The organism is Caballeronia sp. LZ008 (assembly GCF_031451435.1).
Classification (GTDB): domain Bacteria; phylum Pseudomonadota; class Gammaproteobacteria; order Burkholderiales; family Burkholderiaceae; genus Caballeronia; species Caballeronia zhejiangensis.
The window spans coordinates 921,602-937,753 of record NZ_JARUXK010000003.1 but is presented as its reverse complement, the minus strand read 5'-3'; the positions used below and the strand labels follow the sequence as shown (position 1 = coordinate 937,753).

The window sequence follows — 16,152 nt, the reverse complement described above, 5'->3', positions numbered from 1 at the left end:
TCGATCCATCAGAAGGGCACGTCGCCGATGATCCCCGCGCGCTCCATCTTGCGATGACACGGCGGATAGTCCATCACCGCGTAATGCTGCGTGCTGCGGTTGTCCCAGATGGCGATGCTGTTCTTCTTCCAGCGCCAGCGCACCTGATATTCCGGGATATACGCCTGGCTCAGCAGATACGCGAGCAACTGCCCCGCGCCGGGATTCGCGTCCTGCCCGAAGCGCACGCGCTCCGGCGTGTGATAGTTGGTGAAGTGCGTCGCGAAGGCGTTGACGAACAGCACCTTCTCGCCCGTTTCCGGATGCGTGCGCACGACGGGATGCTCGGCATCGGGAAACTGCGCCTTCAGCGCGAGGCGTTTCTCGATAGGCATCGCCGCACCGAAACTCGCCTCGATGCTGTGCCGCGCGCGCAAATCCGCGATCTGTTCCTTGACGTGCGCGGGCAGCTTCTCATACGCGAGCACCATGTTCGCCCACATCGTGTCGCCGCCGACGGGCGGCGTTTCCACGCAGCGCAGCACGCAGCCGAAGGGCGGCGCGACGCGCCAGGTCGCGTCCGTGTGCCACGCGTTTTCGTAGCGGTCGTTCGGCTGATCGGGCGACTTGTAGATGCGCACGAGCCCCGGATGGTCCGGATCGCTTCCCGCGACCGGATGATCCTCCAGTTCGCCGAAGCGCCGCGCGAACGCGACGTGCTCCGCGCGCGTGATTTCCTGATCGCGCAGAAAAAGCACGCGATGCGCTAGCAACGCGGCGCGGATTTCGGCGAAGAGGGCGTCGTCGTGAATGGCGTCGGCGAGATTGACGTCGGTGAGTTCCGCGCCGATCGCGCAAGTAAGTTGTTCGATACGCATGAATGTCTCCTCAGACGACGAACACGGACGAACCCGTGGTCTTGCGCGCTTCGAGATCGCGATGAGCGTCCGCCGCGTCGCGCAGTGCATAGCGCTGGTTGATCTCGATGCGAATGCGCCCGCTCGCGACGTGATCGAAGAGTTCGGCGGCGAGCGCATTCTTCTCGGCCGGATCGGCGATGTAATCCGCGAGCGCCGGGCGCGTCAGATAGAGCGAGCCTTTCATCGCGAGCAATTGCGGATCGAACGGCGGAATCGGACCCGATGCGGTGCCGACGCACACCATCAGACCGCGGCGCGCGAGCGAATCGAGCGATGCGTTGAAAGTGGTCTTGCCGACGCTGTCGAATACCGCGTTCACGCCCTTGCCATCGGTCAGTTCGCGCACGCGCGCGGCCACGTCCTCGCGGCTGTAGTCGATCGTGTGCGCCACGCCATGCTCGCGCGCCACGCGCGCTTTCTCTTCGCTCGATACCGTGCCGATCACCATTACGCCGAGCAGCTTCGCCCATTGCGACACGATCAGCCCGACGCCGCCCGCCGCCGCGTGCAAAAGCAGCGTGTCGCCACGCTCGAAGCGGCGGATGCGCGTCATCAGATAGGCGGCGGTGAGGCCGCGCATCGTCATGGCGGCGGCGCGCGTGCAGTCGATCGCATCGGGCAGCTTGACGAGCGGCGCGGCGGAAATGATGCGCTCCGTGCTGTACGCGCCGAGCGTGTTGATGAAACCAGTGTAGGTCACGCGATCGCCTTCCTTCAGATGCGTGACGTTCGCGCCGACCTTCTCGACGACGCCCGCCGCTTCGACGCCCATGCCCGAAGGCAGCGGCACCGGATAGAGGCCCGAGCGGAAATACGTGTCCGCGAAATTGAGCCCGACGGCCTCGTGACGCAGACGGACCTCCAACGGGCCGGGTTCGCCCACGGCGACTTCTTCCCAGCGCAACACTTCCGGACCGCCGGTTTCGTGAAAGCGGATTGCATGTGCCATTGTTTCGTCTCCTTGAGTCTCTGTTTCCTGTATGGCGTTCAGCGCGCGAGCGCGTTCCAGTCGGCGTCGCGCAGATAGCGGCGCGCGGCCGGCAGCACGACGCCTTCGATGCGTCCCATGCGTTCGCACGCGAAGCGCGCGCTCGCAAGCAATGTGTCGTCGATGACCTCCCCATTCGCGATCGATGCCGCGACGCGCGCGAGCAGCGCCGCTTCGCGTTCGGCGAGGCGCGCGAGTTCGTCGAGTTCGGCATCGAGCGTCGATGTGCGCTCGCGCAATGCCGTGGTCAGCGCGGTTTCTTCGTGATGTGTTTCGCGAAGACGCTCGATCGTCCGCGCATCGGGTCGCGAAGTGCGCAATGCATCGTCGTAAGCGTCCGAGCGCATCCGATGCACGGCGAGCAGCGCGCCCGCCGCCTTCGTGGCCATCGGGCGCGCGTCGCTCGGCGCGATCAGCACGGCCACGCCCGGCAAGGGCGGCACCGCGCTGCCTTGCGCGATGCACACGAGGTCGTAATCGTTCGCTGCCGCCGAATCGATGCCCTGCACGCCGAGCACCGTCGCCGGCACGCCGTGCGCGCGAGCGGCGGCTTCGGCGCGGGCGAGGGCGGCCGCGATCCGGCGATGCTGCGCCGCATCGTCGCTCGCGCCCGCATGCAGGCTGACGAACGTGATGCGTGCGCCGAGCGAGCGCGCGAGCTCGGCCGCATGGCCAGTCGCCTCGACGCTGGCGTCGTTGCGCTCGACGGGCACGAGCAGATGTCGGTACATGGTGATCCTTCGGTTTTCAATTGCACGTTTGATCGAATCGTAGTGCGGGCGGCGGGCGAGCGCCCCTCTCGCGGCGGGAGGGGCTTGACGCACGCGCGCGATCCGAACCATCCTAGATGGAAGACAAAAAATTACCGATGCCCACCGACTCCCCATCCACCGAGCTCGTTCTGAAGACGATGGCGCCGCGCGCGCCGTCCGGGCTGCTCGCGCGCGCCCGTTTGAACGCCGACACCGCACGCAGCCAGATCGTGCTCGTGCAGGCCGGCGCGGGTTACGGCAAGACGTCGCTGCTCGCGCAATGGCGGCGCGAGTTTCTGGCGCACGGCGCGGCGGTCGCGTGGCTGCTCGCCGACGATCGCGACGACGCGGAGCGCTTCCTGCGCGCGCTCGTCCACGCGATCCGGACATGCTGCGCGCGGCCCTCGTTCGGGCGTCTCATCGCGGAAAATCCGGGCGTGCCCGCCGGCGCGTTCGATCTCGCCACCGCGTGGCTGGCCGAGCTTGCGCAGCTTTCGCTCGATGTCGTGCTGATCGTCGACGAAGCCGATCGTCTGCCGGAACCCGGCGCGCAACTGCTCGATTACGTGATGCACAACGCGCCGCAGAATCTGCGCATCGTCGCGGCGGGGCGGCAGGGGCTCGACAAGCCCGCGGCGGAACTGCTCGCCTACGGACAGGCCGAACTCGTCGCGCCGGACGCGCTGCGTTTTCGCGTCGATGAAACCATCGCGCTCGTCACGCAGCGTTTCGGCGCGCGCGTCGACGCCGATGCCGCCGCGCGCCTCTTCGAAATCACCGGCGGCTGGCCGCTCGGCCTGCAACTCGCGCTCACCGCGATGGCGCGCGCGCAGGACCCGCGCACGGCGCTCGACAATCTCGCGGCGGGCCCGCGCGGCTTGCGCGAACCGCTCGTCGCGGCGCTGTTGAGCGAGCTGTCATCCGCCGATGAACGCCTGCTCGTCGACATCAGCGTCGTGGACGTGCTGCATCCCGACTTGTGCGAAGCCCTGACCGGCGACGCCGACGCGCCGCAACGCCTTGCACGTCTCACGCGCGATACGCCCGTCTTCGTGACGGCGGAGGAGAGCGACTGGTGCCGCCTGCATCCGCTCGTGCGCGACGTGCTGCAGACGCGCTTTGCCGCGCTCGCGGACGATGCGCGCGCGGAGCTGCATCGGCGCGCGGCGCGCTGGCTCGGCGCGCGCGGCATGCTCGAACAGGCGGCGCGCCACGCGCACGCGGCGGGCGAGCGCGAACATGCGTACGAACTCGCGGAGCAGTCGCTGCACGACGCCGTGAAGCAAGGCCAGCTCGGCACCGTGCTCGAGTGGCTGGAACGTCTGCCGGAAGCGGAACTGGAAAAGCGTCCGCGCCTGTGTCTGGCGGTCGCGTGGGCGCTCGCGCTGGGCGAACGTCATCACGAGGCGCAGCGTCAGGTCGAGCGCGTGCTTGCATCGCCGGGTGCGGACGACGCCTTGCGTTACGAATGCGCGTTGATCCTGAGCGCGGCCGCGTGGTACGCCGACGATCCCGACCGCTTCCTGACGCTTTTCGAGCCGTGGGCGCAGACGCCGCCGCCCAAGGACTCGTGGCTCGCGCAGTCGCATGCGAACCGCCTCGCCGCCCGCGCGATGCTGCTCGGCGAGCCGGCGCAGGCGCGGCGTCTGCAACAGGCGGTGACGCGCGCGCAGATCGGCAAGGGGCTCGGCTATGTCGTGCGCTGGGGCGATCACATGGTCGGCCTGACGTGGCTTCAGGAAGGACAGGTGAAGCTCGCCGAAAGCGTCCTGCTGCCCGCGCTCGCGAGCGCCGAAGAAGACCTCGGGCGGCGTCATCCGCTGACGTGCATGTTCGCGGCGACGTGCGCGTCGATCGCGTATGAGGACGATCGCATCGACGAGGCCGCCGCGCTGCTCGCCAACCGTCTCGACGTGCTCGAACGCGCGGCGTTGCCGGAGACCGTCGTGCTCGCGTATCGCACGGCGGCGCGCATCGCGGCGTTGCGCGGCGACGAGCATCGCGCGCTCGATCTGCTCGAAATGCTTTACGCGATGGGCGTCGCGCGCAATCTGCCGCGTCTTTGCGTGACGAGCCTCGCGGAGCAGGTGAGCGCGCATGCGGGACGCTATCGCGCGCAGACCTGCGATGCGCTCGTCGAGCGTATCGACGCGATCGTCGATGAACACATCGCCACGCGCGGGCCGATCTGGAGCCGCTCCGTGCAGATGCTGCAGACGATGGCGCACGGCGGCGCGGCGCTCGCGCGTCAGGACTGGCCGGCTGCGGTCGAACCGCTCGCGCGCGCGGAACAGATCGCCGCGACGATGAAGCGCGGACGCGAGCGCATCGAGCTGATGGCGTTGCGCGCGTTCGCCCAGGAACGCGCGACGGGCGACGGCCACGCGCCGTTTCTCGAAGCGCTGAACCTCGCGCGCACGTATCACCTCGGGCGCGTGTTGATCGACGCGCATCCCGGTCTCGCCGACTGGGCGCGGCGCGTGAGCGAAGCGGGCGGCGTGGATGCCGGCGAGCGGCCGGTCGTGCCGCCGCGTGTCGTGCGCGTGCCGCCGCGTTCGGGCGAAGGCGGGCCGCGCGCGTTGCCGAGCGTGATCCTCACGCCGAAGGAGCGCGAGATTCTCGAACTGCTCGCGCGCACCTTGAGCAACAAGGAAATCGCGCTCGCGGCGGCGGTCGGCGAGGGCACCGTCAAGTGGCATCTGAAGAATCTCTTCGGCAAGCTCGACGCCAGTTCGCGCAAGCACGCGGTGCGCCGCGCCATCGCGCTCGGCCTGCTCGAAGGCGTGCAATAGCGCCTTTTTCAAGCGTTTTCAGCAGGGTTTTCCCGCCTCTCTCGCAATCCCTACCCCTCTCTCCGTGAGAGGGGTTCGGCACTTGGCCGATGCGTATTCTTGCCTCCTGACGCCGCGACCCTATCGGTGCGCGGCGCATCCAGAACAAGATCAGGAGACTCGATGAAGCTCAGATTCGCCACTGCCGCAGGGCTCGTGCTGGCCGCCGGCGGCGCGCATGCGCAATCCACCGTGACGCTCTATGGCGTGCTCGACGCCGGCCTCATGTATCAGAGCACGTCGGCGGCGAGCTTCGCGCGCAACGCGCGGGACACGGGGAAGGTGTATCGCTTCAAGGACGGCGGCATCTATTCGAGCGTCTGGGGCCTGAAGGCCAGCGAAGATCTCGGCGGCGGCTACTTCATCAACGTGAAGCTGCAAGGCTCGTTCGATTCGGGCACCGGCAAGACCGGCCTCTCCGATACGCCCGGCGCCACCGCGATGTTCAATCAATACGCGACGATCGGCGTGTCCGGCCCGTTCGGCACCTTCAACGCGGGCCGCCAGATCGTGCCGATGATCTGGGCGATGTACGACACCGACGTGCGCCGCGCGCAGTATTTCGGCAGCGTGCTGACCGCATGGCTCGGCATGAACACGGCGGCCGGCTGGCCCGGCACGAGCACCAACGGCTCGATCGGCGCGCTCTACGACAGCAACGCGCTCGTGTATCAGTCGCCGACGTATGCGGGTTTGTCGGCATCGCTCGAATATGCGCCCGGCGGCGTGGCGGGACAGTTTCAGGGCGGCACGCGCGAATCGGCGGTGCTGAAGTACTCGAACTTCGGCTTGACGCTGACGGCTGTCTACTACAACGGCCACGACGCGAATCCCGCGCCCGGCTCCGTGCCCACCGGACTCAACAACAATCGCATGATGTATTTCGGCGGCCTGTACACGACGCACGGCTTCTCGATCTCGATGTCCTACGCGAACGGCAAGAACCCCGCCGATTCGGATCGCGCGAACTTCGACATGTACTCGGGCGGTCTTGGCTATCGCTTCGCGCCCAATCTCAACGTGACGACCGGCGTCTACTACATCAAGGACAAGAACCAGTCGTCGAATCACTCGCTGGAATTCGCGATCGGCGCGGAATACAACCTGTCGAAGCGCACGCTCGCGTATGCCGAAGTCGGCCACGTCGACAACAACGGCACGATGAACCAGATGATCGCCTACGGCCAGCCGACCGCGCCGGGCAAGTCGACGACCGCGGCCATGCTCGGCCTGCGCCACAACTTCTGAATATTTGGAGACAAGGATGCAAGACACGTATTTCGACCCGCACGCCGCGCCCGACGCGTATTCGTACCCGTTGCTCATCAAGCAGTTGCTGCACACGCCGCTCGCGAATTCGCCGGATCAGGAGATCGTCTATCGCGGCGCGGTGCGGCAGTCGTATCGCACGATGACGGAGCGCGTCGCGCGCCTCGCGAATGCCCTCGACGCGCTCGGCGCGAAGCATGGCAGCACCGTCGCGATGATGGACTGGGACAGCCATCGCTATCTCGAATGCTATTTCGCCGTGCCGATGATGGGCGCGGTCCTGCAATCGGTGAACGTGCGGCTTTCGCAGGACGAGATTCTGTACACGCTCAATCATGCGGGCGCGGACATGCTGATCGTGCATACCGATTTCCTGCCGGTGATCGACGCGATCAGAACGCGCCTCGAAACCGTGCGTACTTTCATCTGGATCGATGAGCAAGGCGTCGCGGTTCCGGAGCACGGCATCGGGTTCGCGCGCGAATACGAAGCGATGCTCGCCGCCGCCGATCCCGTGCGCGAGTTTCCCGATTTCGACGAGAACACGCGCGCCACGACGTTCTACACGACCGGCACGACCGGCAAGCCCAAGGGCGTGTACTTTTCGCATCGCCAGCTCGTGCTGCATACGATTGCCGGAATGGCCGCGCTCGCGAGCCCGGCGAGCGGCCAGCGCTTTCATCGCGGCGATGTCTACATGCCGCTCACGCCGATGTTCCATGTGCACGCGTGGGGCATGCCCTACATCGCGACGATGCTCGGCGTGAAACAGGTGTACCCCGGCCGCTATGTGCCGCAGAACATCATGCGTCTGATCGAGGAAGAAGGCGTGACGTTCTCGCATTGCGTCGGCACGATCCTGCATATGCTTCTGACATGCCCGGATGCCGAAGCCGTCGATTTGCGCCGATGGAAGGTCGTGATCGGCGGCGGCGCGCTGACCGAAGGACTCGCGCGCGCGGCGCTCGGACGCGGCATCGACGTGTTCTCGGGATACGGCATGTCGGAGAGCGGTCCGCTGCTGAGTCTCGCGCAATTGCCCCCGCACGCGGACACGCTCGACGCCGACGAGCAAGTGCGCCTGCGTTGCACGACGGGCCGCGCGATTCCGCTCGTCGACTTGCGCATCGTCGACGACGAACTGCGCGAAGCGCCGCGCGATGGCCGCACGTGCGGCGAGATCGTCGCGCGCGCGCCGTGGCTCACGCAAGGCTATCTGAAGAATCGCGAGGCATCCGCGACGTTGTGGGAAGGCGGCGCGCTGCATACGCAGGACATCGGCAACGTCGATGCCGACGGCTATCTGCGCATCACCGATCGCGCGAAGGACGTCATCAAGTCGGGCGGGGAATGGGTGTCGTCGCTCGAAGTCGAAAGCCTGATCTCGCAGTTGCCGGGCGTGGCCGAAGTCGCGGTGATCGGCGTGCCCGATGCGAAGTGGGGCGAACGCCCGCTCGCGCTCGTCGTGCAGAAGCCGGATTGCGCGGCGCCGATCACGGAGGAAATGATCACGCGATATCTGCGCGGCATCGCCGAAACCGGACGCATCTCGCGCTATGCGGTGCCGCGCGACGTGCGCTTCATCGACGCGATCAGCAAGACGAGCGTCGGCAAGATCGACAAGAAGACGCTCCGGGCGCGCTTCGCCGACATTCAGGCGGCGGGCGTCTGACAGGCGAGCCAGGCGTCGACGGCGCTGCCTATCGTCGGATGAAAGCACGCATCGGGAAAGATCGGCGTCAGTTCGAAGCGCCTGAGCTTGTCGCGAACCGGGTCTTTCATCTCGGCGAAATGCAGCGCGATGCCGCGTTCCTGCAACGCGCGATGCAGTTCGCGCAGCATGTCGGCGGACGTGACATCGACGCTCGTGACCGGCTCGGCCGTCACGACGACGCGTTTGACTTGCGTCGGCGCCTGCTTCACCGCTTCGAGCACGCGCTGCTGGAACAGCTCGGCGTTCGCGAAGAAAAGCGGCGCGTCCCAGCGGAACAGCAGCAGGCCCGGAACCTGTTCCGCTTGCGGGTATCGCATCGTGTCGTGATAACCGCGCAGTCCTTCCACGCGCCCGAGCACGGCGTAATGCGGCCGCCATCCATCCCATAGAAATTCGATGACCGCGATCACCACGGCGATGCAGATGCCGGGAATCGCACCGAACACCGCCACGCCGGCGAAGCAGCAGATCGACAGCCAGAACTCCCATTGCTGAATGCGATAGATGCGCTTCAGATCCCTGAACTCGAATAGTCCGATGGCCGCGGCAATCACGACGGCCGCGAGCGCGCTGCTCGGCAGATGACGCAGCAGATTCGGCCCGGCGAGCAGCACGGCCGCCACCGCCACCGCGCCGACGATGCCCGTCACCTGCGTGCGCGCGCCCGCCGCTTCCGCGACAGGCGTGCGCGACGAACTGCTGCTGACCGGGAAGCCCTGAAACAGACCGGTCGCGAGATTGGCGACGCCGAGCGCGATCATCTCCTGATTCGGATCGACGCGCGTATTGGCGCGCGCCGCGAAGGTGCGCGACAGCACGCTGGTATCGGCGAAAGCGATGAGCGCGACCGCGCAGCCGCCGAGCACGATGCGCACGAAATCGGCATCGCTCAGCCACGGCAGCGAGAACGCGGGCAGTCCTTGCGGGATGGTCCCGAGCACTTTCACGCCGCGCTGGTCGAGATGGAACACGCTCACGCATAGCGTCGCGAGCACGACGGCGATGAGAATGCCCGGCACCTTGTCGAAGCGCTTGAGCAGGAGAATGAGCGCGAGGCTCGCCGCGCCGACGGCGAAGCTGTACCAGTTCGACTGGCCAGCGGCGATGCCTTTGGCGAGAGTCGCGAGATCGCGCAACGGCCCGTGATCTTCGATGGATATCGCAAAGAGCTTCGGCAACTGGCTGATCAGCACGGTCAGCGCGATGCCGTTCATATAGCCGTAGCGAATCGGCTTCGAGAGCAACTCGGTGACGAAGCCGAGCTTGAGCAGGCCGAAAACGACGCACACCAAACCGGAGACGATCGCCATCATGCCCGCGACGGCGATCGCGCGCGACGGATCGCCGGATGCGCTCAGCACGACGACCGCGAGCACGGGCGCGGCGAGCGCGGAATCGGGGCCGAGCACGAGAATGCGGCTCGGGCCGAAGATCGCGTAAGCGAGTAGCGGGACGATCGTCGCATAGAGGCCGCACACGCCCGGCACGCCCGACGCCTGCGCATATGCGACGCCGACGGGCACGAGCATCGTCGTCAGCACGAGTCCGGCGATGATGTCGTTCTTCAGCCACCCCACGCGATAGTCGCGCAGCAACGCGATCAACGGCACATGACGCGACCAGCCTTGCACGCCGCCGCCGCTCGAGCCTTCTTGTAACGTTTGTTCGGATGGCATGACCGATTCCACGCAACGTGTGCACTGATTCCGTTGTAGCCGGAATCCGAATGGGGTCAAGCGGATGAAACGATCCGACAGAAATATTGAAACGCTTAACACTCGCCGATGCGACGCGCGCCCGAGCCGTCCACTTGTAATCCGCGACGCCTCACATATCCTTGCTCAGTGTGACGAAGCGAAGCGGGAGACGACCATGAGCGATGTTCCTGCAGTCGCGCACGATCACGCGGGCTATCGCACGCGGACCGGCTCGCGCTTCCCGCTCGGCGCGACGGTCATGCCGGGCGGCGTCAACTTCTGCGCGTTCTGCCGCCGCGCGACGCGCGTCGAACTATTGCTGTACGCATCGGAAGAGAGCGTCGAACCGTTTCAGGTCATCGCGCTCACGAGCGAAACGAACCGCACGTATTTCTTCTGGCATGTGTTCGTCGAAGATCTGCCGCTGCGTTGCTGCTATACGTGGCGCGCATACGGCCCGCTCGACGTGCCCCAGATGAGCGACGAAGCCGCGAGCCGGAAGGAACTGCTCGATCCGCAAGCGCGCGGCGTGAGCGACCGCTTCTACGATCGCGCGCAGGCCGCCGCTGTGCACGCCGCCGAACACGCGTCGCTCAGAGGCATCGTGACGGAGCCGTTGAATCGGCCCGTCGACGACGTGGACATCCGCACGCTCGACGACGCGATCATCTACGAACTGCATGTCGGCGGCTTCACGCGGCATGCGTCGAGCGGCGTGCGTCATCCGGGCACGTTCGCAGGTCTCATCGAAAAGATTCCCTATCTGAAGGCGCTCGGCGTCACGCATGTCGAACTGCTTCCCGTGATGGCCTTCGACGAACAGGACCTTCCCGCCTTCGCCGCCGAGCGCGGACTTCGCAACTATTGGGGCTACAGCACATATGGCTTCTATAGCCCGCATCCGCGCTATTGCGTCGAGCCCGCGCGGGCGCCGCAGGAATTCCGCGAACTCGTCGACGCATTGCACGCGGCTGACATTCGCGTGCTGCTCGATGTCGTGTTCAATCACACGTCGGAGGCGGGCAGCAACGGCCCGCTGATCCACTTCAAGGTCTTCGCCAACGACGCCTTCTATCAGTCCGACCCGAACGATTCGCGGCGATACCTCGATTACACGGGCTGCGGCAATACGGTCAATTGCAATCATCCGCTGGTGTCGGCGTTCATCATGCGTTGCCTCGAATACTGGGTGCGCGAACTCGGCGTCGACGGCTTCCGCTTCGATCTCGCGAGCGTCTTTGCTCGCGGCGAGCACGGCGAATTGCTGCGCACGCCGCCGTTACCCTGGGCGATGGAAGCATCGCCGATCCTCGCGCGCGTGCCGTTGATCGCCGAAGCCTGGGATGCGGGCGGTCTGTATCACGTCGGCACGTTCCCCGGCATGGACTGGTCCGAGTGGAACGGGCGCTATCGCGACGCGATCCGGCGCTTCGTGCGCGGCGAGCCGGGTATCGTCGGCGAAGTGTGCACGCGCATCGCGGGCAGCGCGGACCTCTACGAGGACGATGGCCGGCTGCCCGCGAACAGCATCAACTTCGTGACGTGCCATGACGGCTTTACGCTCGCCGATCTCGTCAGCTACGACGCGAAGCACAACGAGGCGAACGGCGAGGACAACCGAGACGGCAGCAACGACAATCTGTCGTGGAATTGCGGCGCGGAAGGCGAGACGGACGATCCCGCGATCATCCAACTGCGGCTTCGGCAGGCGCGCAACTTCATCGCGATCCTGCTGCTGAGCCAAGGTGTGCCGATGCTTCTCGCCGGCGACGAGCTCCTGCGCAGCCAGCGCGGCAACAACAACGCGTTCTGTCAGGACAACGCGCTTTCGTGGATGGACTGGCAACTTTCCGACGACGCGCGCGACATGTTGCGTTTCACGCGCGAGATGATCGCGCTGCGCAAGCGTCACGCGAGCCTGCGCCGCCGACGCTTTCTGACGGGACGTCCGGCGAACGGACAGACGCATCCCGATGTCGCATGGCACGGCGAACGTCTCGATGCGCCCGCGTGGCACGACCCCGGCGCGCGCTTCGTGGCGTTCACGCTCGCGGGCCACGCGCCGGGCGAGCCGATGCTGCACATCGTCCTCAACATGAACGACGATGCGCGCGAGGCCGCGCTGCCGGCGGTGGACAATTCGAGCTGGCTGCGCGTCGTCGATACATCTGCCGAATCGCCGAACGACATTGTTCCGAATGTCGAAACGGCGCTCGTCGAGCGCGGTGCGTGCCGCGTCGAGGCGCGCAGCGTCGTCGTGCTTCAGTCCCGTTGAATGCGCACGGCGGTGCTGGACTGTGCGACGCAAAGCGCCTTTAATGTTCGTGTACTGCCGAGTTGCTTTGTCCACCCACAGGAGGCGGCATGGATGCAGTCAGAACCTTCCTCGAGAATCAGTCGTTGTTCGCGCTTTTTCTGACGATCGCGCTGGGCTATCTGATCGGTGAAATCAACATCAAAGGCGTGGCCCTCGGCTCCGGCGCGGTGCTGTTCGTCGGGCTCGCAATCGGCGCATTCGCGCCGAAGTCCGCACCGCCGCCGTTGCTCGGCACGCTGGGGCTGCTGCTGTTTCTATACGGCATCGGCATTCAGTACGGCGCGCAGTTCTTTCGCGGACTGACGAGCCGCGAGGGCATGAAGGCGAACATCGCCGCGTGCGTCGGCGTGATCGTCGCGGGCCTCGTGGCGTGCGGCTTCATCCACTTCGGCATCAAGCTCGCCGATGCGCTCGGCATGTTCGCCGGCAGCGGAACCAGCACGGCGAGCCTGCAGGTCGCGATCGCATCGATGAAAAGCAACGATGCGGCCGTCGCGTACAGCATTTCCTATCCGTTCGGCGTCGCCGGGCCGATCCTGCTCATCTATCTGCTCAACGTTGCGCTGAAGGTAAAGATTCAGAAGCCGCCCGCGAAGATACTCGAAACGGCCGAAATCGCGCTGCGAAACGCGGGCCTCATCGGCCTCAGGTTGTCGGAGCTGTCGAGCCGGCTGCCCTCGGGCGTGGCGATCGCGGCGGTGCGGCGCGCGCATCACAATCAGTTGCCCGCCGCCGACCTCACGCTGCGCGCCGACGACGTGCTGCTCGCCACGAGCACCGATCGCCGTCTGCTCGAAGAAGCCGCCGCGCTCTGCGGCGAAATGCAGCCGGGCCGCATGACGAGCCATCGCGAGGACCTCGACTACATGCGCGTGTTCGCGTCGAATCCGGCGGTCGTCGGCATGGCGCTCGGCGACATCCGCTTTCCCGATGGCGTGAACTGCGCCATTGCGCACGTGCGGCGCGGCGACGCGGACATGCTCTCGACGCCCGATCTCATCCTCGAAGCGGGCGATCGCGTCGGGCTGCTCGTCAATCGCGCGCATCAGGCGACCATGCGGACGTTCTTCGGCGATTCGATCAAGGGCACGGCGGACCTGAGCTTCATCTGCCTCGGCATCGGCGCGGCGCTGGGCTTGCTGGCCGGCGCGATTCCGCTGCCGATTCCCGGCCTCGGCGCGTTCAGTCTGGGTCTCGCCGCGCTGCTCCTGGTCGCGCTGTGTCTCGGCAAGGCGCGCCGCAACGGGCCGTTCGTCTGGGTGATGCCGCTGTCCGCGAATCTCGTCTTGCGCAATCTCGGCCTCACGATTTTTCTCGCGCAAGTGGGCATTTCGTGCGGGCCGAAGTTCGTCGACACCGTTGGCACCGCCGGGCCGATTCTGCTCGTCTTCAGCATCATCACGGTATTCGTGCTCGTGGCGGTCACGGCGATATGCTGCCTGTGGATTTTCAGGCTGCCGTTCGACACGTCGATCGGCGTGATCTGCGGCGCGACCGGCAATCCGGCGATCCTCGCGTTCGCGAACCGCGTCGCGCCGACGGATCAGCCGGACATCATGTACGCGATGATTTTTCCGTCGATGACCATCGTCAAGGTGTTATTCGTGCAGATCGCCATATCGCTGGCCGCGGGTTAGGCTTTTGACCGGCCCGTCAATACAATTTTCAAGGAGTGCATCATGGAAGTGGCGATCTATAGTTCGACCCCTTACGAGCGTCAGTACATCGACCAGGCGAACAAGAAGGAAAACCACAAGCTCCGGTACCACGACATGTCGCTCGACATGGACACCGTCGAGCTCGCGGCGGGCTACGGCGCGGTCTGCATCTTCGTCAACGATACGGCGAATGCCGAAGTGCTCGAAGCGCTGCACAAAGGCGGCACGCGTCTCGTGGCGCTGCGCTGCACCGGCTTCAACAACGTCGATCTCGCGGCCGCCGCGAAGCTCGGCATCAAGGTGGTTCGCGTCGTCAACTATTCGCCGAACTCGGTCGCGGAGCACGCGGTCGCGCTCTTGCTCGCGATCAATCGCAAAGTGCATCGCGCATACAACCGCACGCGCGATTCGAACTTCTCGCTCGACGGCCTCATCGGTTTCGATCTGTACGGCAAAACCGTCGCGGTCGTGGGAACGGGCAAGATCGGCTGCGTGTTCGCGAAGATCATGCAGGGCTTCGGCTGCAACGTGATCGGCTACGATCCGTATCCGTCGAAACAGTTCGAGGCGCTCGGGTTGCGTTACGCGACGTCCGGCGAGATCGGCGAGAAGGCGGACATCGTCGCGCTCTTTTGCCCGCTGACGCCAGAGACGCATCACATCATCAACGCGGAATCGCTCAAGCGTTCGAAGCACGGCGCGTTGCTCGTCAATACGAGCCGCGGCGGACTGATCGACACCGAAGCGGTGATCGAAGCGCTGAAGACGGGACAACTGGGCGGCCTCGCAATCGACGTCTACGAACAGGAAGCCGATCTCTTCTTCCGCGATCTCTCGAGCGAAATCATCACCGACGACGTTTTCCAGCGGCTCGTGTCGTTTCCGAATGTGATCGTGACGGGGCATCAGGCTTATCTGACGCGCGAAGCGTTGACGACGATCTGCGAAACCACGCTGCAGAGCATCACGGCTTTCGAGAACAATCAACCCCTGGAAAACGAGGTGAAGGTCGGATAGCCGCGCGCTCATGCACGACGAGACTTCGCCGGGCAAACGCACGCGAGCGCCGGTGCTCGACACCGTCGATCGCGTGTCGGAGCTGTGCTTCGGCCTCTTCATGGCGCTGACGTTTGTCGGCACGGTATCGGCGGCGACGGGCGGCGAGGCGGCGGGACACAAGATGCTCTACACGGCGCTCGGCTGCAATCTCGCGTGGGGTCTCGCCGATGCCGTCATGTATCTCGTTCGCACGATCGCGGACCGCGCGCGCAGGCACGCGCTCGCGCTTGCGATCCAGCGCGAGCGCGACGCGGCGGCGGGCGTGCGCATGTTGCGCGAGAGAGTATCCGCGACGCTCGATCCGTTCATCTCCGACGACGATCTCGAATCCATCCGCAAGCGCATCGCCGCGAGCGACAGCCTGCCGGAACGCGCGCGCTTCGTGCGCGACGATTTTCTCGCGGCGCTGGGCATCTTCATCATCATCGTACTGTCGACCTTTCCGGTCGCCGCGCCTTTTGTTCTCGTCAAGCACGTTCCGACCGCGCTCTTCATATCGCGCGTGCTCACGCTCGCGATGCTGTTTTGCTGCGGCTTCGCGCTGGGCGGTTATGCGGGTTGGCGCGGCTGGAAAGCCGGTCTCGCGATGATGGCGCTCGGCGTGCTTCTGACGATGGCGATCATCGCTTTAGGCGGGTAATTAAAAGCCCGAGTCGTTCGACAAATCAGCGAACAAACACCTATGCGGCGATTCTTGAATTCGCCAGGACGTTCGCATATCTTCGAATATGCATGTTTTTCGCGGCGCTGCGTCCGGCGCGCATCAAGCTACAAACGGCAACACGAGAATACAAATTTGCTGTTCTGGTCAGAGGTTCTTCACGCGTTCGCTTCCTGAATCCGGAGTGGTCTGTATTGCAGACTATCGCGTGCAATCCGGCGCAAGCGGCGCGATGACTTTCATTGTCAATAACGACGGCGTCGTGTATCAAAAGAATCTTGAATCGCCAACTCTGGAAATCAGGCAA

11 protein-coding genes and 1 pseudogene are annotated in these 16,152 nt (G+C 65.4%); 8 read left to right on the top strand and 4 right to left on the bottom strand.

Annotated features, from left to right (window positions below):
- Nucleotides 1–8 precede the first annotated feature (8 nt).
- Genes QCE49_RS23255 through QCE49_RS23245 form a run of 3 tightly spaced genes read right to left on the bottom strand, consistent with a single transcriptional unit; the run spans nucleotide 9 to nucleotide 2,618 of the window.
- Entirely contained in the window at nucleotides 9–857 is an 849-nt protein-coding gene (locus tag QCE49_RS23255) for a TauD/TfdA family dioxygenase (RefSeq protein ID WP_008348529.1), read from the bottom strand.
- Between the two features lie 10 nt (nucleotides 858–867).
- Complete coding sequence (locus tag QCE49_RS23250) at nucleotides 868–1,848, bottom strand: quinone oxidoreductase (RefSeq protein WP_250457508.1); 981 nt, start codon at nucleotides 1,846–1,848, stop codon at nucleotides 868–870.
- A 38-nt stretch (nucleotides 1,849–1,886) separates the two neighbouring features.
- Entirely contained in the window at nucleotides 1,887–2,618 is a 732-nt protein-coding gene (locus QCE49_RS23245; protein WP_250457507.1) for a universal stress protein, read from the bottom strand.
- 137 nt (nucleotides 2,619–2,755) lie between these two features.
- Here QCE49_RS23245 and QCE49_RS23240 point away from each other — a divergent pair, with 137 nt between their 5' ends.
- The 3 genes from QCE49_RS23240 to QCE49_RS23230 all read left to right on the top strand — a co-directional run bounded on the left by QCE49_RS23240 (nucleotide 2,756) and on the right by QCE49_RS23230 (nucleotide 8,411).
- Nucleotides 2,756–5,431, top strand: coding sequence for a LuxR C-terminal-related transcriptional regulator (locus QCE49_RS23240; protein WP_250457506.1), 2,676 nt, complete (start codon nucleotides 2,756–2,758; stop codon nucleotides 5,429–5,431).
- A gap of 162 nt (nucleotides 5,432–5,593) precedes the next feature.
- A complete protein-coding gene (locus QCE49_RS23235; protein WP_175981191.1) occupies nucleotides 5,594–6,718 on the top strand; it encodes a porin in 1,125 nt (374 codons plus the stop codon).
- Nucleotides 6,719–6,734: 16 nt separating this feature from the next.
- Nucleotides 6,735–8,411, top strand: a complete 1,677-nt coding sequence (locus tag QCE49_RS23230; RefSeq protein WP_250436811.1) for a fatty acid--CoA ligase — start codon at nucleotides 6,735–6,737, stop codon at nucleotides 8,409–8,411.
- Here the strand turns inward: QCE49_RS23230 and QCE49_RS23225 are convergent.
- Nucleotides 8,393–10,129, bottom strand: coding sequence for a SulP family inorganic anion transporter (locus QCE49_RS23225; RefSeq protein ID WP_250457505.1), 1,737 nt, complete (start codon nucleotides 10,127–10,129; stop codon nucleotides 8,393–8,395). The genes QCE49_RS23230 and QCE49_RS23225 overlap by 19 nt on opposite strands.
- Nucleotides 10,130–10,325: 196 nt before the next feature.
- On the opposite strand from QCE49_RS23225, the gene glgX reads away from it, so the two are divergent.
- The 5 genes and pseudogenes from glgX to QCE49_RS34595 all read left to right on the top strand — a co-directional run.
- Complete coding sequence (gene glgX / locus QCE49_RS23220; protein WP_250457504.1) at nucleotides 10,326–12,425, top strand: glycogen debranching protein GlgX; 2,100 nt, start codon at nucleotides 10,326–10,328, stop codon at nucleotides 12,423–12,425.
- A gap of 89 nt (nucleotides 12,426–12,514) precedes the next feature.
- Nucleotides 12,515–14,104, top strand: a complete 1,590-nt coding sequence (locus QCE49_RS23215; RefSeq protein WP_175981183.1) for a TrkA C-terminal domain-containing protein — start codon at nucleotides 12,515–12,517, stop codon at nucleotides 14,102–14,104.
- A gap of 42 nt (nucleotides 14,105–14,146) precedes the next feature.
- The gene (locus QCE49_RS23210; RefSeq protein ID WP_008348512.1) at nucleotides 14,147–15,142 is read left to right on the top strand and encodes a 2-hydroxyacid dehydrogenase; all 996 of its coding nucleotides are present in this window, start codon (nucleotides 14,147–14,149) and stop codon (nucleotides 15,140–15,142) included.
- Nucleotides 15,143–15,152: 10 nt separating this feature from the next.
- Nucleotides 15,153–15,824 (top strand): VIT1/CCC1 transporter family protein, encoded by a 672-nt coding sequence (locus QCE49_RS23205; protein ID WP_175981181.1) that lies wholly within the window; start codon nucleotides 15,153–15,155, stop codon nucleotides 15,822–15,824.
- Nucleotides 15,825–15,912: 88 nt separating this feature from the next.
- Nucleotides 15,913–16,140, top strand: a pseudogene (locus QCE49_RS34595) (DUF2950 family protein); the annotation flags it as partial.
- Nucleotides 16,141–16,152 lie beyond the last annotated feature (12 nt).